Here is a 23,198-nt window from a genome sequence, read left to right as displayed (position 1 = left end):
ATGAATCTTCACGAGTATCAAGGCAAGCAGCTGTTTGCCGATTATGGTTTACCTGTATCCAAAGGCTTTGCCGTGGATACGCCAGAAGAAGCCGAAGAAGCGTGTAAAAAGATCGGCGGCGATATGTGGGTTGTTAAGGCCCAGGTTCACGCAGGCGGCCGTGGTAAGGCGGGTGGCGTTAAGCTGATCAAGGATCCCGCTGAAGCCAAGACCTTCGCCGAGCATTGGCTTGGCAAGAACCTGGTGACCTACCAGACAGACGAAAACGGTCAGCCGGTTGCCAAGATTCTGGTTGAAACCTGCACGGATATCGCCGATGAGCTTTATCTGGGTGCGGTAGTTGACCGTACTACCCGTCGCGTTGTCTTTATGGCATCCACCGAAGGCGGTGTTGAAATCGAGACCGTCGCTGAAGAAACGCCGGAGAAGATTCTCAAGGCCGAGATTGATCCGCTGGTCGGCGCCCAGCCATACCAGGCGCGTGAACTGGCCTTTGCTCTGGGTCTGAACGGTGACCAGGTCAAGCAGTTCACCAAGATTTTCCTGGGGCTTTCCAAGCTGTTCCACGACAAGGATCTAGCCCTTCTGGAAATCAACCCGTTGGTCATCACCGATGAAGGCAACCTGCACTGCCTCGACGCCAAACTTGGCCTCGATAGCAATGCGCTTTACCGTCATCCGGACCTGCAGGCCATGCGTGACCCGTCTCAGGAAGACGAGCGCGAAGCCGATGCCGCCAAGTGGGAGCTGAACTACGTAGCGCTCGACGGTAACATCGGTTGCATGGTCAATGGCGCTGGTCTGGCCATGGGTACCATGGATATCGTCAACCTTAACGGTGGCAAACCGGCCAACTTCCTCGATGTGGGCGGTGGTGCTACCAAGGAACGCGTTGCAGAAGCGTTCAAGATCATCCTGTCTGACGACAACGTCAATGCCGTGCTGGTTAACATCTTCGGCGGTATCGTACGTTGCGACATGATTGCTGAAGGCATTATCGGTGCCGTTGAGCAAGTCGGTGTTAACGTACCGGTGGTCGTACGTCTGGAAGGTAACAACGCCGAACTGGGTGCGGAAAAACTCGCCTCCAGTGGTCTCAACATCATCGCGGCTACCAGTCTGACCGACGCGGCTCAGCAGGTCGTTAAAGCGGCGGAGGGCAAGTAATGAGCATCCTGATCGATAAGAACACCAAGGTCATCTGCCAGGGTTTCACCGGTGGCCAGGGCACGTTCCACTCCGAGCAGGCGATTGCCTACGGTACGCAGATGGTCGGCGGTGTTACGCCGGGCAAAGGCGGCCAGGAGCACCTCGGCCTGCCAGTTTTCAACACCGTGAAAGAAGCGGTCGAGAAAACCGGCGCGGAAGCCAGCGTTATCTATGTACCGGCCCCTTTCTGCAAGGATTCCATCCTTGAAGCGGCAAATGCGGGTATCAAGCTGATCGTGTGTATCACTGAAGGCATTGCCACGCTGGATATGCTGGAAGCCAAAGTGAAGTGTGACGAACTGGGCGTACGCCTGATTGGCCCGAACTGCCCGGGTGTTATCACCCCGGGTGAATGCAAGATCGGCATCATGCCGGGTCACATTCACCAGCCGGGCAAGGTCGGTATCGTGTCGCGTTCAGGCACCCTGACCTATGAAGCCGTCAAGCAGACGACTGATCACGGTTTCGGCCAGTCTACCTGTGTCGGTATCGGTGGTGACCCGATCCCGGGCTCCAACTTCATTGATATTCTCGAAATGTTCGAGAACGATCCGAAGACTGAAGCCATCGTGATGATCGGTGAAATCGGTGGTACCGCCGAAGAAGAAGCCGCCGCCTACGTCAAGGCCAACGTTTCCAAGCCAGTGGTTTCCTACATTGCCGGGGTAACAGCTCCTCCCGGTAAGCGTATGGGCCACGCAGGCGCCATCATCTCTGGCGGTAAAGGTACCGCTGATGAGAAGTTTGCTGCCCTGGAAGACGCCGGTGTCAAAACCGTGCGTTCTCTGGCTGAAATCGGCGACGCGCTGAAAGAAGTCACCGGTTGGTAAGACGCTGCATTGCAGTGGCTTGTAAAAGCACAAAAAGAGCACCTTCGGGTGCTCTTTTTTGTGCAGGCAATAAAAACGGCGCTTGAAAAAGCGCCGTTTGCGGAGTGCCTACCGTTGTCTAGGCGCTGGTGCTAGGCAATCGGCCGGGCGACCAGTGAACGGGTTTCCTCACGAGCTTCGGTCAGCGCCACGCGTAGGCTATCGCCCAGTTTGTAGCGTTCCTCGCCTTCAATCTGAATGCGCCCTTCCTTGTCATCAATCACCACCTTGCTGCGGTCACTGTGCATCAAGGGTGCCGGAACAAAGGCAGTGGCGCCATTTTCCAGCAGGCGCACCCGCATGCCTCCCCGATTGATAGCCATCACTTCGGCATCAAAGGCGTCCTGGTTCTCGGCGGCGAGCGTCAGGTAGCGTACATACAGCCAGTCCTTGACGTCGCGCTCAGCCATGCGGTTCAGGCGGCGACGCTCGGTGAGCTGCTCGGTGAGCTGCTGGCTGGCTTCTGCTGGGGCCTGTTCACCCTTGAGAATGCGCTTGATCAGGCGATGGTTGACCATATCGCCGTATTTACGAATCGGTGACGTCCAGGTGGCATAGGCATTCAGGCCCAGGCCAAAGTGCGGGCCAGGCTGGGCTGACATGCTGGTAAAGCCCTGGAAGCGACGCAGGCGCGCGTCCAGCCAGGCATCGTCACGGCTTTCCAGTGCCCGCTTGAGATCCTTGTAGTGGGCTAGTTCAAGCAGCGCTTCACGGGCCACTTCAATATCCTGCCCGGCCAGAAACTCCTGGGCGGCCTCGGCTTTATCAGGCTCAAAGGCACGGTGGACGTTAAAGATACCATGGCCGATATGCTTGGCCAGATAATCAGCGCAGCAAGCGTTGGCCACGATCATCGATTCCTCGATCATGCGGTTGGCGATGCGGCGCTCTTCGGTACGAATTCCCAGCACATTGCCTGCATCGTCCAGGTCGAAGACATAATCCGGACGATCCTTGAATACCAAGGCATGCTCGTTACGCCAGGCGGTGCGCGCTTCGGTCAGCGCCTGCAGCGCCTTGAGCTGTTCGGCAATGTTGTCGGCCGGTGTCCAGTCGCCCTGGCCTTCAATCCAGTCTGAGACACGGTCATAGGCGAGCTTGGCGTGCGACATGACGTTGGCCGCAAAGAAGCGGTATTCGCCCAGGCTGCCATCAGCGTTAATGTCCAGGGTACAGGCCAGGGCAGGACGCTCCTGACCTTCCCATAGTGAGCAGAGATCATCCGCCAGCTGCTCAGGCAGCATGGTGACATTCTGGCCCGGCAGGTAGACAGTAAAGGCGCGCGTACGCGCTTCGAGATCCGCCGCATGGCCTTCTTCGACGTAAGCGGTCGGGTCGGCAATGGCCACGCTCAGGCGCCAGCCGCTGCTTTCCAGGGTTTCTACATGCAGGGCGTCATCCATATCCCGGGTCTTTTCACCGTCAATGGTGAAAAACGGCCGGGCGGTCAGGTCCTCGCGGATCAGGCCCTCATCCAGCAACGGCCAGTCGGTGCCAGCATCCGGGCATTCCTGTTCCAGCGCATGGCGGGCCAGGGTGACCCGCCATGGCACGGCCGGGTCATCTGACTTGGCCACCAGTTCGTCAATCTGGGCAAAAAAGCCCCGGTCGTTCTCTTTCAGCGGATGACGTACCAGGCGGGCAACCACCCAGTCGCCGTCCGCAATGCTGGCTTCATCCAGACTGTTCTTGATCCGCGCTTTCAGTACATTGCGGATGGACGGGTGATCAGGAACCACCGCCAATCGCCCCTCACGCTTTTGTACGCGGGCAATAAAACGGTCGAGCCCGGCTTCAAGCAGTTTTTCCGGTTCGACAGATTTCTTGTCGCCATTTTCATGGATAACGGCTTCAACGCGGTCGCCATGCAGGACCTGCTTCATGGCAGGCGGTGGGACGAAATAGGACTCACCCGCATCGGTTTCCAGAAAGCCAAAGCCTTTTTCAGTGGCTTTGATAACGCCTTCCGCGCGCGGGGTGGTGTCACGAATCTGTTGCTTAAGTTGGGCAAGTACCGAATTATTTTGCAGCATGAGGTCAATCAGTTGGCAAGAGTAGGGGTGTCACTATACGGATTCCCGCCCGCTACGCCAATCACCACGCTGACAGAAGCTGCGCGTTCGCTTAACATCAATGCTTTAGCGTCGCCTCGGTGAATCGGTTAAGCTGCTGAAGGCGCAGGCTAGCCTGCTGGCTTTCAAACGAGGAGGGTGTGATGACCGCGCGGCTGATTGTTTCTGACCTGGACGGGACGCTGTTAGGCAGCGACCATCGCTTGCACGCAAGCACCGTCAAGGTGCTCCGTTTGCTGGCTGAACAAGGCCACCATATTGCCTTGGCATCAGGTCGCCACTACTACGATATGCGGGTGTTTCGCGATCAGCTGGATATTCCCATTCATCTGATCAGCACCAATGGCGCCTATACCCATGACCCTGCAGGCCAATTGCTGAATGCCAGCTATCTTGAGCCTGACCATGCGCAAACGCTGATCCAGCTGCCTCGCCCACCTGAGGTGCGGCTGAGCCTGTACCGTGAAAGTGGCTGGCATGTAGATGCGCCCGCTCCGCACCTGTTATCGATTCACGCCACCACCGGCTTTACCTATCAGGTAGTGCCGCCAGAACAGATGGATGCCAATGGGGTAGGCAAGGTGCTGTATCTGGGCGCCCCGGCAGCGCTGGCCGAACTGGAAACCCAGGCCCACCAAGCCCATGGGCAGGGGCTACACATTACCTATTCCACCGCCAATGCCCTGGAAATCATGGCCGGTGGCGTCAATAAAGGGGTGGCGTTAACGGCTCTGCTGGAAAAGCTGGGCCTGACAGCACCGGATTGCCTGGCATTTGGCGACAATCTTAATGATATCGAGATGCTCAACCTGGCCGGTGAAGCCCAGGTGATGGCCAATGCCCACCCGGCGCTGCTTGAGCGCGTTACCGGTGCTCGGCGCATCGGCCATCACAGCAATGCGGGTGTTGCCCAGTGGCTGACACAACGCTTTGCCCTGTAAGCCGAGGCGCAAACGCTTGATACAATCCCGCACTCAATAATAATGCCTGCTGACAACCAAGGGATGACACACCGCCATGACAACCCCGCCTGCTACCCTGATGGTCGTTGATGACGACCTGGAAATCCGCGAACTGTTGGCTGACTACCTGGGGCGGCATGGTTACCAGGTGCTGACCGCCGACGGGGCGGAGTCACTTTATCAGCAGCTGGCCGAGCAAATGCCAGACCTGCTGATTATTGACGTCATGATGCCAGGAGATGATGGCTTTACCATCTGTCGGGAACTGCGCAAGACCCACGATACGCCGATTATCATGCTGACCGCCAGCGCCGATGATACCGATCGCATTCTGGGGCTGGAGCTGGGCGCCGATGACTATATCGGCAAGCCCTTTAACCCACGCGAGCTGTTGGCGCGGATCAAGGCGGTGCTGCGCCGTGCCCGGCCTGTGGCGGCTGCAGGGGCAACCCAGGAGGCCCGCTGGGTGCGCTTTGGTGATTGGCAGCTTGACCGTATGACCCGTGAATTGATCGGCCTGGACGGCGCTCGCACGGCGCTGTCAGGGGCTGATTTTCAGCTGCTGCAGGTGTTTCTGGCGCGCCCGGCAACGGTGATTGCCCGGGATGATCTCTATGCCTTGACCCGTGGCCGTGAAGCGCCGGCCCTGGATCGCTCGATTGATGTGCATGTGTGCCGCTTGCGCCAGCGCCTGGGGGAAGATGCCCAGCATTCCCAGCTGATTCGCACCGTGCGCGGCGTTGGCTATGTGCTGACGGCCAGCGTCGAGCTTGCACCGTGAGAAGGGCGAAATGAGAGGAGCGAAATGAGAAGGGTGAAACGCAGGCTGGCACGCTATCTGCCCGGCAGCCTGCGAGGGCGCTTTGTGATCATCATGATTGCGGGGGTGCTGGCGGCTCAGGCGGCCAGCTATGCGCTGTGGACGTCTCAGGTGCGAGACAGCCGTCTTGAACAGCTGGATGAGCTTTCCAGCAATATGGCTTTCAGCATTGCCTCAACCATGCGGTTTTTCCGTTCGCTACCGGTGGAGTATCGTCATATCGTGCTGGATCAGCTGCGGCGTATGGGCGGTACGCGCTTTTTTGTCAGCGTCAACGAACGGCGGATTGCCGTCGACGATATTGGCAGCGGCCCAGAAAAAGAGGTGGTGGTTGATAACGTACGCGCCATCCTTACCCAAGAGCTTTTGATTGACGATGTGGTGGTGGAGTTCTCCAGCCCGGAAACCCTGCGGGTGTTCAATAACGAAGTACTGCTCTATGAGTTACCACCGCGCTGGGGGCAGCACAGCCTGTTAATGGAACCGCTGTCGCCACCGATTCTGGTGGTGCAAGTGGAGCTGGCGCCTGATACCTGGCTGTACGTGGCCACCTTGCTGGGGGTGCCTGATATTTTCAGCGGCTACCGCTGGCTGTCTGGCGAGCGCTTGCTGGTTGGCCTGCTGGTGCTGCTTAGCGTATTGGCTCTTTCACTGCTGGGCATTACCAGCGTGACTCGCCCGTTGGCCAGGCTGTCAAAGGCTGCTCGCCAGTTGGGGGATGACCTGGATAGCCCGCCCCTAAAAGAGACCGGCCCCAGAGAAGTGGCGGCTACGGCGGTGGCCTTTAATCGCATGCAGCGGCGTATTCGCGAACAGATTGATGAGCGTGAGCGGCTTTTTTCAGCGATTTCCCATGATCTTAAAACGCCCATTACGCGCTTACGGCTGCGCGCTGAAATGTTGGATGATCCCGCTCAGCGGGAAGCTTTCTGCGCCTCGCTTGACGAGCTGGCAGAGCTGGTCAAGGGAGCATTGGCCTCGGTAAAAGGACTGGATCTGCATGAAGAGCCACAGCCTACGGATATCAATGCCTTGTTGAGAGAAATTGCCGACGGGCTGCGCCTGCAAGGTGGCGAGGTGTCAGTGCATGGCAGCGTAGCGCCCCTGAACGTCAAACCGTTGGCGCTGAAGCGCTGCCTGGCCAACCTGCTTGAAAATGCGGTGTTTTATGGCCACACCGCCAGCGTCACGCTGCAAGAACAGGCCGATGTTGTGATGTTGCGGATTCATGATGCAGGGCCAGGCATCCCGCAAGACCAGCTTTCCCGGGTGTTTTCACCCTTTGTACGCCTTGAGGCCTCACGCAGTCGCTACACCGGTGGCAGCGGCCTGGGGCTGGGCATTGCCAGGCATATCGCCCGTGCCCATGGCGGCGATATTGTGTTGTCCAATCACTCTCAGGGCGGGCTTGTTGCCACCTTGACGCTTTCACGCCAGACAAGTATTACAGGGCTGTAATAAATCGCTAACATTTTTAATGAAAGCCCAAGACTATGCAGGACTCGGTAACTCCTGTTGTGCGCTCAGGTAGCGTAACCTGCTTGCAGCCGTTCAATCGGCCAGTAGTGGATACCACCGCGTATCAACACAATAAAAACAGCAGGAGCGAGCCATGCCTACTATTAATATGTCCGTTGTTAACCCGTCCACGTTCAAGAAGTCTGCGCTGGCGTTAGCCTTGGCAGCGGGCACCGCCCTGGCCGCCAGCACCATCCAGGCCAGCGAAGTGGAAGTGTTGCACTGGTGGACGTCTGGCGGTGAAGCCCGTGCCGCTAACGTCCTTAAAGACCTGATGGAAGCCGAAGGCTACGGCTGGCAGGATTTTGCCGTGGCCGGTGGCGGCGGTGAAACCGCCATGACGGTGCTTAAATCCCGTGCCATGTCCGGCAACCCGCCTTCCGCTGCACAGATCAAAGGGCCTGAAATTCAGGAGTGGGGCGAGCTTGGCCTGTTGGGCGATCTGGATGAAGTCGCCACGGCTGAAGGCTGGAACGATCTGATCCCCGAGCGGGTAGCAAATATCATGCGTCATGATGGCCAATTCGTGGCCGTGCCGGTCAATGTACATCGGGTTAACTGGCTGTGGGCTAACCCTGAGGTGCTGGAAGCGGCCGATGTTGAGATGCCGACTACGCTGGATGAGCTGTTTGCGGCCGGTGACGCCATTCGTGAAGCAGGTTTCATACCGCTGGCCCACGGTGGCCAGGCATGGCAGGACGCCACTGTGTTTGAAAGTGTTGTGCTGGGCAGCCAGGGCACCGAATTCTACCAGCAGGCGCTGGTCGAGCTGGACCCGGAGGCCCTGGGCGGGGAGCAGATGGTCAGCGCTCTGGAAGACTTCAAGCGTATGCGTGAGCTGATGGATGAAGGTATGTCCGGCCGCGACTGGAATATTGCCACTGCCATGGTGATTGAAGGCGAGGCAGGTTTCCAGCTGATGGGTGACTGGGCCAAGGGTGAGTTCACCGCCGCTGGCCTGACCGCCGGTGAAGACTACCTGTGCGCCGCCGCCCCCGGCACTGAAGATGCCTTTACGTTTAATATCGATAGCCTGGCAATGTTCCGTGTGACGGATGACGCTGAGCGAGAGGCCCAGCAAACCCTGGCACGCCTGGTGTTGGAGCCAACCTTCCAGGAAGCCTTCAATCTTGCCAAAGGCTCCATCCCGGCGCGGCCTGATCTGGATATGAGCGATTTTGACCGCTGTGCCCAGCAGTCGCTGGCGGATTTCCAGCGCACCGCCGACGAAGGTGGCCTGGTGCCCAGCATGGCGCATGGTATGGCAGTCCGTGCCTCTATTCAGGGAGCTATCTTCGATGTGGTGACCAACTACTTCAATGACACCGATATGCCCGCTGAAGAAGCCGCTGAGCGGCTGGTCAATGCTGCTGAAACGGCGTCTTTTTAAACCACTGCGCAGGTTATTTCAGTAACGTCATCAGCGCCGCCGCAATGGCGGCGCTAGTGGTTGACTGACGAGGAATCACCCCATGAATAAATCCACGACGCGCATTCAAGCGCGGCCGACGGCGTCCGGCTGGCTGCAAGCCTGGCTACCGCGCCTAGTGCTGGCGCCTTCGGTGGCGGTCTCTCTGTTTTTTGTTTACGGCTTCATGCTGTGGACCTTTGTGCTATCGCTGACCAGTTCGCGTATGTTGCCAAGCTATGATTTTGTTGGTTTTGGCCAATATTCGCGGCTGATGGCCAATGATCGCTGGTGGGTCGCCTCCACCAACCTGATGGTATTTGGTGTGCTGTTTATTGCGGTTTGTCTGATTATAGGCACCCTCCTGGCCATTTTACTCGATCAGAAAATTCGTCAGGAAGGCGCGCTGCGCACCATTTATCTCTACCCTATGGCACTGTCGTTTATTGTCACCGGTGTGGTCTGGAAGTGGTTGCTGAATCCACAGCTGGGCATTCAGGCCATGGTACAAAGCTGGGGGTTCGAGTCGTTTCGCTTTGACTGGATCGTTAACCCGGATATGGCCATTTACACCCTGGTGATTGCCGCCGTCTGGCAGGCATCGGGGTTTGTGATGGCGCTGTTTCTGGCGGGATTGCGGGGTATTGATGACAGCATCGTCAAAGCCGCCCAGCTGGACGGTGCCAGCCTGCCGCGTATCTACTGGCGCGTGGTGATGCCTTGCCTGCGGCCGGTGGTGTTCAGCGCGGTGATGATCCTGGCCCATATTGCGATCAAAAGCTTCGACCTGGTGGTGGCGCTTACCGGCGGCGGGCCTGGCTACGCCACCGATCTGCCAGCGACCTTCATGTATACCCACGCCTTCAATCGCGCCCAGATCGGGCTTGGCTCTGCCAGTGCCATGCTGATGCTTGGCGGCGTGCTGGCCATTCTGATTCCTTACCTTTATTCCGAACTAAGGAGCCGCAAACATGGCTAACGTGATTCGTCGGCAAACGCCCGCTGCCCGGCTGTTGCGTGGCGTGCTCTATGGGGTACTGATTGTGGCGGGGCTGTTTTATGCCTTACCGCTGATTGTCATGTTGATGACCTCCGTCAAGCCGTTGAGTGAAATCAGCGCGGGGACACTGCTATCGCTGCCGCAAAACCCGACCCTTGAACCCTGGACGAAAGCCTGGGGAGAAGCCTGTACCGGTATGCGCTGCGAAGGCGTCGGCGGGTATTTCTGGAATTCCTTTGCGATTGTGATTCCAGCGGTGCTGATTTCCACCACCGTCGGGGCACTCAACGGCTATGCGTTGACCAAGTGGCGTTTCAAAGGCTCTGAGCTGGTTTTTGCGCTGATGCTGTTTGGCTGCTTTATCCCGTTTCAGGTGGTGCTTTTGCCAATGGCACAAACCCTTGGCTGGTTGGGGCTATCAAGCTCCCGTGCCGGGCTGATTCTGGTGCATGTGGTCTTTGGTATCGCCTTCACCACACTGTTTTTCCGCAACTTCTATGTGGGCATTCCCAACGAGCTGGTCTCTGCGGCCAAGTTAGATGGGGCGGGGTTCTTCCGGATTTTCTGGCGCATTCTATTACCGGTTTCCGCGCCGATTATTGTCGTGTCGGTGATCTGGCAGTTTACCCAGATTTGGAACGACTTTTTGTTCGGCGTGGCGTTCTCGGCCCACAACACCCAGCCGGTCACCGTAGCGCTTAACAATCTGGTCAACACTTCCACCGGGGTGCGTGAGTACAACGTCGATATGGCCGCGGCCATGATTGCCGCGCTGCCGACCCTGGTGGTGTATGTGCTGGCCGGGAAGTACTTCGTGCGTGGGCTGACCGCCGGCTCCGTCAAGGGCTAAGGTTTTTTAAAAAGCCTAATAACAACAGGATATTGATTATGTCAGCGTTAGAAATTCACAACGTGCGCAAAGAGTTTGGCAGCGAGCGGGTGCTGAAAGATGTCAGCATTTCAATTGATTCCGGTGAGTTCCTGATTCTGGTGGGGCCATCCGGCTGCGGTAAGTCCACGCTGATGAACGCCATTGCCGGGTTGGAGCCCGTCACCAGCGGTAACATTTATATCGACGGCGAAGACGTGACCTGGCGTACGCCCGCTGAGCGCGATATTGCCATGGTGTTCCAGTCCTACGCGCTTTACCCGAGCATGACAGTGCGCCAGAACATCAGCTTTGGCCTGGAAATGCGCAAGGTGCCCAAGGCTGAACGGGTGGCCGCTGTCGAGCGCGTGGCCGAATTGCTGCAGATTTCCCATCTGCTGGAACGTAAGCCGGCCCAGCTTTCTGGCGGCCAACGCCAGCGGGTCGCCATGGGGCGGGCGCTGGCCCGTGAGCCCAAGGTGTACCTGTTTGACGAGCCGCTATCCAACCTGGATGCCAAGCTGCGGGTGGACATGCGCACCGAGATCAAAAAGCTCCATCAGCGCCTGGGCACCACCATTGTGTATGTCACCCACGACCAGGTGGAAGCCATGACCCTGGCCGACTGCATTGCAGTGATGCGCGATGGCCATATCCTCCAGCTGGGTAGCCCGGATGAAGTGTACAACAACCCGGTGGATATGTTCGTGGCAGGCTTTATGGGCTCGCCGTCGATGAACTTTATTCGTGCAACGCTGGAAGCGGCGGGCGAGGGCTATGCCCTGCGTATTGCCACTCCTGATGAAGGGGATGTCCTGCTGCCATGGCCCCCTGAACGCAACGCAGAAGGGTTGGTGGGGCAGTTGGATAAACCGATTATTCTTGGCCTGCGCCCTGAACACTTCAGTGAAGAGGATCTGCGGCTGAGCGAGCAGGCAGAAGGCACCCTGATGGAAGCCAAGGTCAGCGTGGTTGAGCCGACCGGTGCCGATATTCTGCTGCGCCTGCCGCTGGATGAGCAGGAAATCACCGCTCGAGTCGGGCCCAAGTGCGCGGTAACCCCGGGTGATCGCCTGTCGCTGCGCGTTGATATGGCCCGCGCGGTGCTGTTTGATGCCGAGACTGAGCAGCGTCTGGCCTAAGCTTAGTCAACGGGATCTAGTCCTCCGGCTGGGCGCTGCGCTGGGTATCGAGGCGGCGGATCTGGCGCCATAGATCCTGGCGTAGGTCTGTCATACGCGGTTGCTGCTCAGGGGTAAAGGCCAGCGGGCGGCACAGCCGCTGGGCTCTCAGCCCCAGCCGGGCGCTCAGCAAGCCGGTGGCCAGACCCTGGCTGGCGCGCGCGGAGATGCGTCCGGCCACATCCAGAGACAGCATATCCATACCGGCATCGGTGGCAAGTTCGCTGGCACCGGCAAAGGCCATCTGATAAAGCACGCTGCGAAACAGCCTCAGGCGGCTGATAAAACTCAGCTCCAGGCCGTAAAGGCGGCAAAGGCGGTTGATCATCGCCAGGCTGCGCCAGGCGACCAACGCCATATCCACCAGGGTTAGCGGGCTGACGGCCACCATGATGGCGGTTTCCCCGGACATGCGCGAAATCAGCCGCTGGGCTTCACGGTCACGGGGGGCCAGCAGATGGTAATCGAGCAGGGTCATGATGTCTGCGCTGCTGTGATGCGGCTGGCTGGCATGTTGAAAGGCTTGCCAGTGCGGGTCGTCATCATTGAGCTTCAGCTGACGGCGCAGGGCATCGGCTTGCTGCATGGCCTGCTTGGGGGAGCGCTGGGGAAGTTCCGCCAGTGCTTCACGTAGCTTGTCGTGGTGCTTCAGGCGCTTGAGGCGCGCTACTTCACGCAGAAGCGCAACGGCGCCGATACCCATCAAACCCAGCGCGAAGAGCTGCCAGGCGGCATCCAGCCAGCGGGTTTGCTCAAAAGCCGCGGGGATGCCCGTCACTAGCTCTGCAGACCCTAAACCGACCACGCCAGCCAGGGAAAATATCAACCCCCAGCGGCGTTTGCGCGGCGGATACAGGGTTTCTTCGGGCAAGGCTTTGTGGTCTGCCGGTGTGGGTTCCAGCGGCTGGTGGGCGGTCTGGGTATCAAAGCGTCGGGTACCGCGCAGGGCATCTTCGGTTTCATTGCCTTGGGGCTTCGCGCTGTCGGCCTGAGTGTCATCGAGTGAAAAGTGACGCCGCGGGCGAGGCCTGGGTTCGGTGCTGTTGTCAGTCGGGCGGTCGGTCATGCGAGCTTGTCTCCCAGTAACCAGTCAATGGCGGCATCCATGCGGATGTGGGCCAGTGCTTCATGGGATGAGCCCATGGGACGAAAATGCGGAAAGTCAAAACCCTGCTGCTGCCAGAAGTGCTCATCCGGCAGGCGAGCCGGTACATCGCCGGGGTAAATAAGCACTTCTTCGCCCTCCAGAGTGGTGCCGTAAAGGGCGGCCAGGCGCTGGCCCTGCTGATTGACCTCGCGGGCCTGGGTGGCACGAATCGCCGCAAGCGACAGCGCCTTGACCGGAATGTCGGCAAAGCGCAGGTCTTTGAGCGGCTCGGCCAGTAGCGCTTCCAGCAGGCGTACCAGATTGCCGTGCTGATCCGGCGTGACATGGTCTGCTTTGGTGGCGGCAATGGCGAGGCGGTCAATGCGCGGCGAAAACAGCCGGGTCAGCAGGCTGCGCTGGCCGTAGTCAAAGCTATGCATCAGCTGCTGCAGCGCCCGTGACAGGTCTTCAAACCGTTCAGGGCCGGCATTCAGCGCGCCGAGCACGTCGACCAGCACGATCTGGCGGTCAAAGCGGCGGAAATGGTCGCGGTAAAAGGGCTTGACGATATGCTGCTGATAATAGCGGAACCGCTTGGCCAGGGTGGCATAGACGCTGTTTTCAGGCAGCGCTTGGCGCTGTTCGATCGATAGCCCGATATCCGGCAAGGGAAAGAACTGCAGTACCGGCGCCCCGTCAAGTTCCCCGGGTAACAGGAAGCGCCCTGGTTGAAGGTCAGAAAAGCCGGCCTGTTTGGCCTGTTTCAGGCCATCGGCGTAGGCCGCTGCCAAGTCAGCGAGCTGTGCTTCATCTGCCTCAGCGGCGGGGTCAAGCTGTTCGACGCCGGTTTGCCAAGCGCTAAACAGCGCCTGGCGATGCACGCCGTTGTGCTGGGTCTGCGCGTGGCACCAGCTGTCGAAATCATGGGCCAGCATGGGCAGGTCGAGCAGCCATTCACCCGGGTAGTCAAATAGATCCAGGGTCAGGTGGCTGAATTCCGGCGTTAACCAGCCGCGCTGGGCAGGGCGGTAACGTAGCTGCAGGCGCAGCTCGCTGATGCCGCGCGTCGGCTCCGGCCAGCGCGGCGGTTTGGCGTTGAGCGCACTCAGGGCCGCATCGTAAGGAAAGCGCGGGACGCCCAGATCCGGCTGGGTCAAGCGTTGAGCGCCGAGCAGACGGCCCTCACGTGCCGCTGGCAAGAGGTCGAGTTGCGCCTCAAGCCCGGCATGGCGCAGCTGATTGACCAAAGAGGTCAGAAAAGCGGTTTTCCCTGCCTGGGAAAGTCCGGTGACGGCTAGCCTGAGCTGCCGGTCACGGGTGCGTTCCATCAAGTTGGTGAGTTCCCGGCTCAGGCGTTCAGTGTTGAACGGTGATTGCATCTGGCGTGGCTCCTCTGGAAGACGCCGCTATGCGCCACTTTGGCGCAGCATCTGCACCAACTGGTAAAACATCGGCAGGGTCGCAATCTGAAAACCAATCACGGCAATCACATAGCCGGGCCAGCGGCGGGTCATCTTCTGCGCCAGGGTCAGCCCGACTAGGCAAACCACCATGCCGAGCAGATTAAAAACCAGCGTCGCGGCTTCAAGCCAGTACTGAGGGTTCATGGATAAGCGTTCCTTGTTGGCCAAAAGTGATCAAAGATCAAGGTGATGTTAAGCCTGCTTGAGTGAACAGCAGGTGAACGGCGGCGCTAGGCACGGCTGATAGTGGTACCCAGGATGTGCTGGGCGTCCGGCACCAGCCAGACCGGGTCGAGCCGGGTATTGGCGGCTTCCACGCATAAAAAGTGCTCGGCGGCCTCTGCCGGAGTATCACCGGGTAACTCGCTGCCAGGGTGCCATACCACGGTTGAATCGCTGTCGTGTTTGGCAATCCGCAGTTGACGGCTGCCGTCATCCAGAATGACCGCCGCGTTGCTATGGTAGATGCGGTCGATAGGGCCGCGAATCGCCAGGGTGCCTTGCTGCTCGTCTTCGGCGAAGCCGCGGCGCTTATCGAGATAGCGCGCACCGGCCAACCCTTCAAGACGGCATTGCTGAATCTGGTCAACCGCCAGATAGCTGTGCAGGGCGGCACTGATCTTGACCGGAGCGGTGCCGCAGTTCTCACTGATCAGTTCAACGTGCAGGCGCTGAGCGTTGGCCTGAATGACGACGCGGACGTTTAGCTGGCTATGCAGGCGATCTTGTGGCGAAAGATGGGCTTCAATACCTTCTTCGTGCTCGTCAACTGCCTCCAGATGCCACAACGCATGGCGGGCCAGGCCGTGGAAGGGGCCGCTGCGGTCGTCACTTTCATCGGCATAGCGTTCGTCACCAAACCACGGCCAGCATAAGGGGATACCGCCGCGCAGTGCACCGGGCAGTGCTTGGGGGGTGGGCGTCATCCATAGCCAGGGCGCGGCATCATCGGCCGGTTGAAAGTGCACCACCTGGGCACCCTGCAGGGCAATGGCCAGCTCACCCCAGGGTTGGTTGAAGAGCACCAGTTCACGCTCCTGCCAGATAACCGTCTGTTGGCCTTGGGTAGCCTTTATCAAATGGCGAAGCGAATCGGGAATCATCAGTTATCTTGCTCCTGTGTGCTCGGGCGACATTGTCGAGGGATATGCTATGGTAGAACATGCGAGTGATACAGGTAAAATTCCACACAGATGATAAGTCTAGGAGTCTGATATGGGCTTGATTGCATGGTTGATAATTGGCGGGCTGGCAGGCTGGATTGCCGGCAATATTATGCGTGGAGGCGGCTTCGGCATCCTGGGCAACATCGGGGTGGGTATTGTTGGGGGCGTATTGGGTGGTTTCCTGTTTGGTTTGCTGGGGCTGAAAGCGGGTGGCTTTATTGGTTCCCTGGTCACCGCGATTGTCGGTGCTGTGGTGTTACTCTGGATAATCAGCAAGGTCAAGGAATCGGGCTGAGCAGGCGTATCCTTCCAGCGCAACGCGTTAATTCCGCCCGGCCATGCCGGGCGGAGGTGTTTTTGCTCCTGGCGTGGGCTGGCCGCTGCCACCTGGGTTACACTATGCGCCCCTTATGAGCTGGCGCTGTCAAAATCATGGTGCCAGGCCACTCCTGAAGCAAGACGAGGTGAATCTTGGTCGATGCGATAACCCCTAGGCGTGATTGCTGATGTCCCGGAAGATTAATCAAGCATTTCAACACTGGCCACAGGCTGCAAAGGCTCGCTGCTGGCGTGTTTGTGCGCTACTCAGGTCGGTCACCGAGTATCCGGGTGGCCGCAACGCCTGGCCGGACGCAGCACAGTGGCTGCATTCGGCCTGGGAGGTCAACGACCGTGACACCCTGATGACGGCGCTACTGTGGCTGAGTGCCCAGGGTGAGCGTCAGCGCTGGGACGTTGAAGCGCGCTTGCTGAAAACCCTGGATGACGCCGAGCATAACGCCTGGCTGGATGAACATCAGGAAGCGCCGCACGCCCGCCTTCTGTCTACGTTTATTGCCCAGCAAGAGCCGCTTGACTGGGCCGCCTGGGATTGGCTGCGTATGGCTGAGCTGGCCTGGGCGGGTGCGTGTTGCGGCTATCTTACCCAGCAGGATGCTGATCATTTTGCGGCCCACGCGGTAGATCTCTTGAGTCAGCGCTATAAGGATTGGACAGAGCTGGTAAAAGCCTTTGTGCGTGGCTTGAGCCTGTTCGAAGGCGAGGATCGCCGCAGCGTTGGCTGTTCGGCTAATGAACAGCAGTTGTTGACGTCTGCCCACAGCCCTTGGGCCGAGCCACTGCAGAGCCTTTTGGACAGCGAGGTGCGCGATGCCTCTCGCAAGGCAATACGGCGTTGGCGCGAGAGCCCTTACCACTGGTTGCTGGCCCTGGCTGGCGTACGTGAGCCTGAGCTGATGCTGCGTCAGGGTGGGGTTGCCTTGGTGTTGCCGGAGGCTAGGCGCATGGAAGTCGCACATTTTCTGCAGGACACCCTGGGGCTGCATGCGGATGAAGGCGCAGCAGCGCTGGCGCGTTACTGGTTGCCCGCTCAGGCGCATCATCTTAACCAGCTGGCGGCTGATGCCGCTCATGGTATCTGGCCGCCGCTTGGCAGTGTGTTTGGTGAACCTGACCTGCAATGGCAGGATCAGCGTGGTGCGCTGAAATCGATCAGTCGCCATTCAGCGACGATTCATATGGCCGAAAAGTTCGCCTTTTATCTGCATATGGCGCTGGATAGCCAGCTGTTTGATCAGGCCGAACTGCTGGATTATGTTGATGCGCTGAAAAGCAGCCTGTGCCGTTTTTATCCCGATGCACATACCTTGCTCAAGGCTTGGTTGGCTTGGGAGCAGTGCCTGCCGGAAACTGACAGCCAGTCGCTGGTACATGAAATTGCCTGGCATCTTGATGACCCTGGCAGCCTGTTCAACTGGCTCGACTGGCAGCCTGGCGCCTGGCGTGAACCTGGCGTGCGGCCAGCCTTGAGCCACTTTACCGCCATGGCGCTTGCCGGGCCGCTGAATAGCGCCGCCTGGGGAGAGCCCTATCCAGAAAGTGAGCGTGAACAGCACGAGATTCTGGCCTGGGTCGACAGTCACTATCAGTTACAGAACGCTGATGAATTCAAGGAATTTATCCGCTTCATGCTGGAATCCGGCGACCGTCAGGATTATCAGATCAACTACGCGCCCTATACGCTGAACCCTCAGCGCCTGGATGCTGAAATTGCCATTCTGGAATCAGGGCAGTGTGGCCCGGAAGAACATCAGCACCTGCTGCGCCTGCAGCGCGTGCGCGACGACGAAGATGGCTGCAACCAGCTCGATATGACCGCCTGGGACATTGCTCAGGTGGTTGACCTTGCGATTGCCGGGCGGCAACTGGGCTGGCTGACGCTGGTTCAGTTTAATCGCCTGCTGGACCAGGCCTATGGGCTGGCAAGCCAGCATTACAGCAGCTGGCAGACATACGCCGAGGGGCTGTACGCCGGATTTTCATTCTTTATGGGCGATACCCCTGAGCGCGACAGCTTTCTGGCCAGTTTGCGCCAGGCCCTGACTGCCTGGCTGTGCGCAGCCCCCTTATTGGCCGGCCCCTGGGCGAGCCTGGATTTTCCGGGCAACAAGCCACGCCATTTTGCACCACTGCATATTGATACCTTACCGGGTGATCAACGCACACTTCATTAACAAGGGCTAATTAAACGTCTGTTTCATTCGCCAATACGGGGTGTTTTCGCTTATAGTCCTGTTTATACAAAATCAGGGATCTACAGCCAGTGGTAAAACACGGTTGGATGAGAGGAAAAAGTGGCATGGTCGCGTTTATGAATTTTACCAATGGGGAAAGCCGTCCCTTGGATGGCATCTTGCCGGTTGCTGGCAACAAGGTCTTACAGGGTGTGTGTCTGGCGAGCACTATGCTGCTTGTGACTGGCTGCGCCAGTTCCACCAAGCAGGCCAATACTGCTGCACCGGAAAACTACTTTGCCATGTCACTCCCGGATATGCCGGGCAGCCATGATCTGATGATGTCGCCTGCGGATAATTCAACCGCGTTACAGAATTATGGCTCTTCCTCTACATCTGCTGCAGTGCGTCAGGCCTTGCTGGCCCAGCATCAGCGTTGGGTAGGTACGCCTTACCGCTTAGGTGGAACCAATGAGCGGGGCATCGACTGTTCGGCACTCATCCAGAATGTATATCGCGATACGTTCAATATGCAGCTGCCGCGCACTACCCGCCAACAGGTAAAGCAGGGCCGTCCGGTTGACCGTAGTGAACTACAGCCCGGAGACCTGGTGTTTTTCAACCCACCAGGGGTTGGTCGGCACGCCGGTATATACATTGGCAGCGGTCGCTTCATGCATGCTTCTTCATCGAAAGGGGTGATGATCTCGCGCCTGGATAACAGCTATTGGCAGCGTTATTACTGGCAGTCTCGACGCACCCTGGAACCTACCCATCTGGCTGGGCTGGCTGATTCACTACAGCGTTAAAGCTTTAAGGGGAGGGTATGATTGAAGCCAGAACAGCCGCTTGGTGGCGGGCAACCGCTGCACTTTGCCTTGGCTCGTTTGTTGTCTTTATCAATCTATACGTTCCCCAGCCGCTACTTCCTGAATTACGTGAAGCCTACGGCATCTCAACGCTGGGTGTCAGCCTGGTGATGTCGATCGCCACCTTGTCACTGGCGCTATCGCTTCTGGTATTTGGCCCGTTATCGGATGCCATTGGCCGAGAGCGTATCATGCGCTACACCCTGTTTATCGCAGGCCTGTGTTCTTTGCTGCTGGCCTTTGCCCCTAATATCGAAACCCTTCTGGCGCTGCGCTTTGTGCAGGGCTTTTTTCTTGGCGGCTTGCCCGCCGTCGCGATTGCCTGGATGGGCGATGAGTTTGACCGGCCGGCGCTACTCAGCGCCGTCGGACTATATATTGGCGCCAATTCACTAGGGGGTATCAGCGGGCGTGTCATTGGGGGCAGTGTAGCCCAATGGGGCGGCGCCACTGCGGCGTTTATGACGGTGGGGCTGATGACGCTTGTGGGCGGTATGCTGTTCTGGCGTCTGCTGCCTCGCAGCCGGGCCTTTCGCCCCCAGCTTTTTCATCTGCCCACAGCGTTGCAAGGGCTCTTGGGTCATCTGCGTTCACCTGTGCTGATTGCCGCATATGCCCTGGGCGGTATTAACTTTTTGATTTTTATCAATCAGTACAGCTATGTGACTTTCCGTCTGTCTGAAGCGCCTTATCAACTGGCAGCCACCAGCCTGGGGCTGATTTTTCTGACTTACCTGGGCGGGACTCTGGGGTCGGCGCTCTCTGGGCGGTTGGCCAGCCGTTTTTCCCCTGCACGCTGCATCGTCCTTGGCGTTGTGATTCTGATGACCGGCACCGCTGTGACCTTGTTTGAACCCTTGCCGCTGATCATTGTGGGCTTGACGATCAATGCCTTTGGCTTTTTTCTTGCTCATTCGCTGGCGTCGGGTTGGGTAGGGCGCTATGCCAAAGGCGCACGCGGCAGTGCGTCTGCGCTGTATCTGGTGTTTTATTATGTAGGTGCCAGTCTGGGTGGGTTCTGGCTGGAACCTTTCTGGCGCTGGGCAGGCTGGCCGGGCGTTGCCATAGGCTCCTGGCTGCTGTTGACGATCACGCTGCTGATCGCGATGCGCATGTGGCAAATGGAGCGCGCCAGGGGGTAAGGCGCCAACAAAAAAAGCGGCCTCTTAAGGCCGCTTTCTGTTCGCTTGGCAATGCATGCCAAGCGATATTTCGACAACAGTAGAATTAGTGCTCTACGCCGCCTTCTCCATGTACATGGCCGTGCTCGACTTCTTCTTCGCTGGCTTCACGAACGGTGGCAATTTCAACATCAAAGTTAAGATGCTGACCTGCCAGCGGGTGATTGCCATCAACAACAACAGTATCGCCTTCAACCTTCTTGACGGTAACCATCAGCGGGCCGCCTTGAGTCTGGGCCTGGAACTGCATGCCGGGTTCTACGCTTTCTACGCCCTGGAAGGCATCACGCGGAACTTCCTGCATCAGCTGTTCCTGAACTTCGCCATAGCCTTCTTCTGGGGCTACCTTGACGACCAGTTTTTCACCTGCGCCACGACCTTCGAGTTCTTTTTCCAGGCCAGGGATGATGTTACCTGCGCCGTGCAGATAAGTCAGCGGTTCGCGGCCTTCGGAACTGTCAAGCACCTCACCTGCGTCGTTGGTCAGGGTATAGTGGAAAGCGACAACCGAGTTTTGCGCAATTTGCATTTAATAACCTTTCGGTGAGTGCATGTCCTTATATGGTAACGCGGTAAAAGGGGGTTTGTCAGGGGGTAGAGGTGATTTTCGCCTGCCTTTTAAACGTTGGCGGTATTGCGTGATGCCATGTGCAAGGCTACTCTAGCGGGATCAGTTTTAACCCTTTCCCCCCTACTACCTTATGGAGCTTGTAATGACGGTTTTTCTGATTTGGGTGATTGCATTCGTGTTGATTGGTTATTTCACCAATAAGCGTTGGGAAAACGGTTTCAGCGACAGCCTGGATAAGATGTTGCCTGAGGTGCTCAAGACCCACGGCGAAAACCGCCTTGTCTGGGTAGGTTCGCTGGCGGTGTTAGGGGCAACGACGCTGGTGCGTCCGGTTGATATCCTGCTGGTAACCATCCTGATCGGTATTATTGCCCTGGTGGTTGTCAAACTTGCCAGCTGGGCTGCCGGAAAAGCGGCTCATTAAGAAGTAAGAAGCCTTCGTTAGCAGGATTGAAAAGCAGCACTAAAAAAACCGGTATGGGCTTCCATACCGGTTTTTGCTGTTCAACCACTGCTAAAGTGGTTGTTGAAGCAGGTGTTGCTAAAATCTAGTAGGGTGCCACGCTAATGTTGCGACCGCTGCCAATCAGACGCACACGCTGGCCGGGTTCAAACTGGCGGTCAGCGCGCTGAACAACCACCAGGTCTTCACCTGAGTCGGTGCGGATTTCCATTTCCCAGGCATTGATGCGGTTAGCGGCATCTTCAGCGGCCGTACCTGCAAGGGCACCACCGATGGCGCCTACTGCTGTAGCAATACGCTGGCCGCTGCCACCGCCCACCTGGTTACCCAAAAGCCCGCCGATGACAGCACCACCGCCGCCGCCAAGCAGGTTACCCGTGCGGCTATCTGCCTGGATCTGCACCTGGCGAATAGCTACGATAGTACCGTATTTAACGCTTTGGGCTGTTTTGGCGTCCTGGCCGCGATAGACGTCACCCGAGTATTGAGAGGTGTTGGCACAGCCTGCCAGGGTTAACAGGCTGAGTGCCGCAATAGGAAGAATACGTTTCATTAAAGCCTCCGATGGCTAATTCCGTTTAATCGTTTATTAATGTCAACGAGACCGCCTGACATATGCCTATGACCGCAATTCTGTGGCCAGGTGCTACTTCAGACCGTGATTATAGAACAGTGTTCGAAAATTTTCTCGGAAAATAATCTGCTGTTCTGAGTTCAAGGCATTAACCCCAGTGTAATCGTTAATAGCGACAGCACAACCATTCCAGAGTTTTGTATTGTCACGTTTTCAAAGCTGTCTGAACAGAGCCGCGACCAGGATACCGGCAAAAATAGCGGGTAAGGGTTTTTTGAGCACCAGTACAGTTACAGCGGTGGTCAGCAGGGCAAGGCGTGCGCCGTTGTCGCCAGTGACGGCCATGGGGGCGAGTATGGCTACCAGAACAGACCCAGACATGGCATGAATAAACTGTTTGACCCGGTAGCCAATCGGGATAAATGACATGATATAGACGCCGCCCCAGCGAGTTGCCAGAGTGACGACCGCCATAATCAGGATGATCAGCAGGGTGCCGGTGCCAGTGGTTTCAACGAGCATGACCTTGATACCCCCATGCCAGTCCTGCAAGGCCGCCTGCAAAGGCGCCTACTATAATGTGGCTGTTTTCAGGCAGAAAGCGATACGCCAAAAGAGAGGCAATAGCGGCAACTGACCAGATAAACAGCATACGCAGATTCTTTTCACCATTGACTACCATGGTCAGCAGAAAACAGCCCATCACCATATCCAGCCCGAAGCGTTTGGGGTCGCTGACAACATTGCCAAAATAGATCCCCAGCCAGGTGCCGATCACCCAGAAAAGCCACAGGGCAAGGCCACCACCAAGCAGAATGCCAAAGCCAGGCTTTTCACGGCTGAAGGCCTGCATTGACATGGCCCAGTTAGCATCCGATGCCACCAGCATAACGCCATAGCGTTTACCTCTGGGAAGATGATGCAGCCATGGGTAAAGGGTGGCCCCCATCAGCAGGTGGCGGGCATTAATGGCAAACACGGTAATCACCAGCGTAAACAGCGGAATTTCAGCGGCCCACAGATCCAGTGCTGCAAACTGTGCGGTGCCTGCAAACACCAGGGTACTCATGGCAATCGCCATATTGCCATCGACGCCCGCCTGAGCCGCGGCCAGCCCAAAGGCAGCACCAAAGGCGATAACGAAGATGGACAGAGGAACCAGCTGTTTGAAGCCGTCCCAGACCAACGCCTTGTCGAACTGATGCAGTATTATTTCATCGCTTGAGGTGTCTTGCTGTTTGTGCATGGGGCGGCTGCTTTCGAAGAGGTTTGAAAAGAGGGTTCCTGCAGGTTTTATTAGTGTATGTAACTGTCTTTTCTATACTGAAAAGCACTAAGTACCGCATATAACCAGTAATATAGTGCAATTGTATATGATTAGCTGGAATTTTCGACAACAAGAAC

23 protein-coding genes are annotated in these 23,198 nt (G+C 57.7%); 14 read left to right on the top strand and 9 right to left on the bottom strand.

Features of this window, described 5'->3' with window-relative positions; genetic code table 11:
• On the top strand, positions 1-1,167 hold the full coding sequence (sucC, locus tag OR573_11240; GenBank protein XGA79075.1) for an ADP-forming succinate--CoA ligase subunit beta: 1,167 nt from the start codon (positions 1-3) through the stop codon (positions 1,165-1,167).
• Entirely contained in the window at positions 1,167-2,039 is an 873-nt protein-coding gene (sucD, locus tag OR573_11235; GenBank protein XGA79074.1) for a succinate--CoA ligase subunit alpha, read from the top strand. Before sucC ends, sucD begins: the two co-directional genes overlap by 1 nt.
• Positions 2,040-2,170: 131 nt before the next feature.
• On the opposite strand, the gene OR573_11230 is transcribed toward sucD, so the two are convergent.
• Positions 2,171-4,111 (bottom strand): exoribonuclease II, encoded by a 1,941-nt coding sequence (locus OR573_11230; protein XGA79073.1) that lies wholly within the window; start codon positions 4,109-4,111, stop codon positions 2,171-2,173.
• 182 nt (positions 4,112-4,293) lie between these two features.
• Here OR573_11230 and OR573_11225 point away from each other — a divergent pair, with 182 nt between their 5' ends.
• From OR573_11225 to OR573_11195, 7 genes are all read left to right on the top strand, one after another.
• Positions 4,294-5,091 carry an HAD family hydrolase gene (locus OR573_11225; GenBank protein ID XGA79072.1) on the top strand — a complete coding sequence of 266 codons (798 nt, stop codon included), beginning with the start codon at positions 4,294-4,296 and terminating at the stop codon, positions 5,089-5,091.
• A gap of 76 nt (positions 5,092-5,167) precedes the next feature.
• Positions 5,168-5,893: a response regulator gene (locus OR573_11220; protein ID XGA79071.1), complete on the top strand. Its 726-nt coding sequence runs from the start codon at positions 5,168-5,170 to the stop codon at positions 5,891-5,893.
• Positions 5,894-5,917: 24 nt separating this feature from the next.
• A complete protein-coding gene (locus OR573_11215; protein XGA79070.1) occupies positions 5,918-7,390 on the top strand; it encodes an ATP-binding protein in 1,473 nt (490 codons plus the stop codon).
• 154 nt (positions 7,391-7,544) lie between these two features.
• Entirely contained in the window at positions 7,545-8,840 is a 1,296-nt protein-coding gene (locus tag OR573_11210) for an ABC transporter substrate-binding protein (protein XGA79069.1), read from the top strand.
• Between the two features lie 82 nt (positions 8,841-8,922).
• Positions 8,923-9,837: a sugar ABC transporter permease gene (locus OR573_11205; protein ID XGA79068.1), complete on the top strand. Its 915-nt coding sequence runs from the start codon at positions 8,923-8,925 to the stop codon at positions 9,835-9,837.
• Complete coding sequence (locus tag OR573_11200; GenBank protein XGA79067.1) at positions 9,830-10,708, top strand: carbohydrate ABC transporter permease; 879 nt, start codon at positions 9,830-9,832, stop codon at positions 10,706-10,708. The genes OR573_11205 and OR573_11200 overlap by 8 nt, the downstream gene beginning before the upstream one ends.
• 38 nt (positions 10,709-10,746) lie before the next feature.
• On the top strand, positions 10,747-11,868 hold the full coding sequence (locus tag OR573_11195) for an ABC transporter ATP-binding protein (GenBank protein XGA79066.1): 1,122 nt from the start codon (positions 10,747-10,749) through the stop codon (positions 11,866-11,868).
• A gap of 16 nt (positions 11,869-11,884) precedes the next feature.
• On the opposite strand, the gene OR573_11190 is transcribed toward OR573_11195, so the two are convergent.
• The 4 genes from OR573_11190 to OR573_11175 form a co-directional block, all read right to left on the bottom strand.
• On the bottom strand, positions 11,885-12,973 hold the full coding sequence (locus OR573_11190) for a TIGR01620 family protein (GenBank protein ID XGA79065.1): 1,089 nt from the start codon (positions 12,971-12,973) through the stop codon (positions 11,885-11,887).
• On the bottom strand, positions 12,970-14,373 hold the full coding sequence (locus OR573_11185) for a YcjX family protein (protein XGA79064.1): 1,404 nt from the start codon (positions 14,371-14,373) through the stop codon (positions 12,970-12,972). Before OR573_11185 ends, OR573_11190 begins: the two co-directional genes overlap by 4 nt.
• 27 nt (positions 14,374-14,400) lie before the next feature.
• Entirely contained in the window at positions 14,401-14,601 is a 201-nt protein-coding gene (locus OR573_11180; protein ID XGA79063.1) for a hypothetical protein, read from the bottom strand.
• A gap of 86 nt (positions 14,602-14,687) precedes the next feature.
• Positions 14,688-15,560, bottom strand: coding sequence for a D-hexose-6-phosphate mutarotase (locus OR573_11175; protein ID XGA79062.1), 873 nt, complete (start codon positions 15,558-15,560; stop codon positions 14,688-14,690).
• A gap of 112 nt (positions 15,561-15,672) precedes the next feature.
• Here OR573_11175 and OR573_11170 point away from each other — a divergent pair, with 112 nt between their 5' ends.
• From OR573_11170 to OR573_11155, 4 genes are all read left to right on the top strand, one after another.
• Positions 15,673-15,918, top strand: coding sequence for a GlsB/YeaQ/YmgE family stress response membrane protein (locus tag OR573_11170; GenBank protein XGA79061.1), 246 nt, complete (start codon positions 15,673-15,675; stop codon positions 15,916-15,918).
• 211 nt (positions 15,919-16,129) lie between these two features.
• A complete protein-coding gene (locus OR573_11165) occupies positions 16,130-18,136 on the top strand; it encodes a YbeU/YbeR family protein (GenBank protein XGA79060.1) in 2,007 nt (668 codons plus the stop codon).
• Between the two features lie 230 nt (positions 18,137-18,366).
• Positions 18,367-18,945 (top strand): NlpC/P60 family protein, encoded by a 579-nt coding sequence (locus tag OR573_11160; GenBank protein ID XGA81730.1) that lies wholly within the window; start codon positions 18,367-18,369, stop codon positions 18,943-18,945.
• A 17-nt stretch (positions 18,946-18,962) separates the two neighbouring features.
• Positions 18,963-20,147 carry an MFS transporter gene (locus tag OR573_11155; protein XGA79059.1) on the top strand — a complete coding sequence of 395 codons (1,185 nt, stop codon included), beginning with the start codon at positions 18,963-18,965 and terminating at the stop codon, positions 20,145-20,147.
• Between the two features lie 85 nt (positions 20,148-20,232).
• Here OR573_11155 and OR573_11150 read toward each other — a convergent pair whose 3' ends face one another.
• Complete coding sequence (locus OR573_11150; protein XGA79058.1) at positions 20,233-20,715, bottom strand: peptidylprolyl isomerase; 483 nt, start codon at positions 20,713-20,715, stop codon at positions 20,233-20,235.
• A gap of 184 nt (positions 20,716-20,899) precedes the next feature.
• Between OR573_11150 and OR573_11145 the strand changes: the two genes are divergently transcribed.
• Positions 20,900-21,181, top strand: a complete 282-nt coding sequence (locus tag OR573_11145) for a hypothetical protein (protein XGA79057.1) — start codon at positions 20,900-20,902, stop codon at positions 21,179-21,181.
• 124 nt (positions 21,182-21,305) lie between these two features.
• Here OR573_11145 and OR573_11140 read toward each other — a convergent pair whose 3' ends face one another.
• The 3 genes from OR573_11140 to OR573_11130 all read right to left on the bottom strand — a co-directional run bounded on the left by OR573_11140 (position 21,306) and on the right by OR573_11130 (position 23,040).
• Positions 21,306-21,773, bottom strand: coding sequence for a glycine zipper 2TM domain-containing protein (locus OR573_11140; GenBank protein XGA79056.1), 468 nt, complete (start codon positions 21,771-21,773; stop codon positions 21,306-21,308).
• Between the two features lie 234 nt (positions 21,774-22,007).
• The gene (locus OR573_11135) at positions 22,008-22,316 is read right to left on the bottom strand and encodes an AzlD domain-containing protein (protein ID XGA79055.1); all 309 of its coding nucleotides are present in this window, start codon (positions 22,314-22,316) and stop codon (positions 22,008-22,010) included.
• Positions 22,306-23,040 (bottom strand): AzlC family ABC transporter permease, encoded by a 735-nt coding sequence (locus OR573_11130; GenBank protein ID XGA79054.1) that lies wholly within the window; start codon positions 23,038-23,040, stop codon positions 22,306-22,308. The genes OR573_11135 and OR573_11130 overlap by 11 nt, the downstream gene beginning before the upstream one ends.
• Positions 23,041-23,198: the final 158 nt, after the last annotated feature.

Origin of the sequence: Halomonas sp. CH40 (genome assembly GCA_041875495.1) — a bacterium.
Lineage (GTDB): Bacteria > Pseudomonadota > Gammaproteobacteria > Pseudomonadales > Halomonadaceae > Vreelandella.
This window is presented reverse-complemented; position numbering and strand designations above follow the sequence as displayed.

What these genes read in the sequence shown, in the direction of transcription:
- OR573_11140 (XGA79056.1), bottom strand. Translation starts at nt 21,773, where the DNA reads ATGAAACGTATTCTTCCTATTGCGGCACTCAGCCTGTTAACCCTGGCA.
- OR573_11205 (XGA79068.1), top strand. Translation starts at nt 8,923, where the DNA reads ATGAATAAATCCACGACGCGCATTCAAGCGCGGCCGACGGCGTCCGGC.
- OR573_11225 (XGA79072.1), top strand. Translation starts at nt 4,294, where the DNA reads ATGACCGCGCGGCTGATTGTTTCTGACCTGGACGGGACGCTGTTAGGC.
- OR573_11200 (XGA79067.1), top strand. Translation starts at nt 9,830, where the DNA reads ATGGCTAACGTGATTCGTCGGCAAACGCCCGCTGCCCGGCTGTTGCGT.
- OR573_11145 (XGA79057.1), top strand. Translation starts at nt 20,900, where the DNA reads ATGACGGTTTTTCTGATTTGGGTGATTGCATTCGTGTTGATTGGTTAT.
- sucC (XGA79075.1), top strand. Translation starts at nt 1, where the DNA reads ATGAATCTTCACGAGTATCAAGGCAAGCAGCTGTTTGCCGATTATGGT.
- OR573_11135 (XGA79055.1), bottom strand. Translation starts at nt 22,316, where the DNA reads ATGCTCGTTGAAACCACTGGCACCGGCACCCTGCTGATCATCCTGATT.
- sucD (XGA79074.1), top strand. Translation starts at nt 1,167, where the DNA reads ATGAGCATCCTGATCGATAAGAACACCAAGGTCATCTGCCAGGGTTTC.
- OR573_11220 (XGA79071.1), top strand. Translation starts at nt 5,168, where the DNA reads ATGACAACCCCGCCTGCTACCCTGATGGTCGTTGATGACGACCTGGAA.
- OR573_11180 (XGA79063.1), bottom strand. Translation starts at nt 14,601, where the DNA reads ATGAACCCTCAGTACTGGCTTGAAGCCGCGACGCTGGTTTTTAATCTG.
- OR573_11165 (XGA79060.1), top strand. Translation starts at nt 16,130, where the DNA reads ATGTCCCGGAAGATTAATCAAGCATTTCAACACTGGCCACAGGCTGCA.
- OR573_11160 (XGA81730.1), top strand. Translation starts at nt 18,367, where the DNA reads ATGCTGCTTGTGACTGGCTGCGCCAGTTCCACCAAGCAGGCCAATACT.
- OR573_11190 (XGA79065.1), bottom strand. Translation starts at nt 12,973, where the DNA reads ATGACCGACCGCCCGACTGACAACAGCACCGAACCCAGGCCTCGCCCG.
- OR573_11130 (XGA79054.1), bottom strand. Translation starts at nt 23,040, where the DNA reads ATGCACAAACAGCAAGACACCTCAAGCGATGAAATAATACTGCATCAG.
- OR573_11150 (XGA79058.1), bottom strand. Translation starts at nt 20,715, where the DNA reads ATGCAAATTGCGCAAAACTCGGTTGTCGCTTTCCACTATACCCTGACC.
- OR573_11175 (XGA79062.1), bottom strand. Translation starts at nt 15,560, where the DNA reads ATGATTCCCGATTCGCTTCGCCATTTGATAAAGGCTACCCAAGGCCAA.
- OR573_11185 (XGA79064.1), bottom strand. Translation starts at nt 14,373, where the DNA reads ATGCAATCACCGTTCAACACTGAACGCCTGAGCCGGGAACTCACCAAC.
- OR573_11230 (XGA79073.1), bottom strand. Translation starts at nt 4,111, where the DNA reads ATGCTGCAAAATAATTCGGTACTTGCCCAACTTAAGCAACAGATTCGT.
- OR573_11155 (XGA79059.1), top strand. Translation starts at nt 18,963, where the DNA reads ATGATTGAAGCCAGAACAGCCGCTTGGTGGCGGGCAACCGCTGCACTT.
- OR573_11195 (XGA79066.1), top strand. Translation starts at nt 10,747, where the DNA reads ATGTCAGCGTTAGAAATTCACAACGTGCGCAAAGAGTTTGGCAGCGAG.
- OR573_11215 (XGA79070.1), top strand. Translation starts at nt 5,918, where the DNA reads ATGAGAAGGGTGAAACGCAGGCTGGCACGCTATCTGCCCGGCAGCCTG.
- OR573_11170 (XGA79061.1), top strand. Translation starts at nt 15,673, where the DNA reads ATGGGCTTGATTGCATGGTTGATAATTGGCGGGCTGGCAGGCTGGATT.
- OR573_11210 (XGA79069.1), top strand. Translation starts at nt 7,545, where the DNA reads ATGCCTACTATTAATATGTCCGTTGTTAACCCGTCCACGTTCAAGAAG.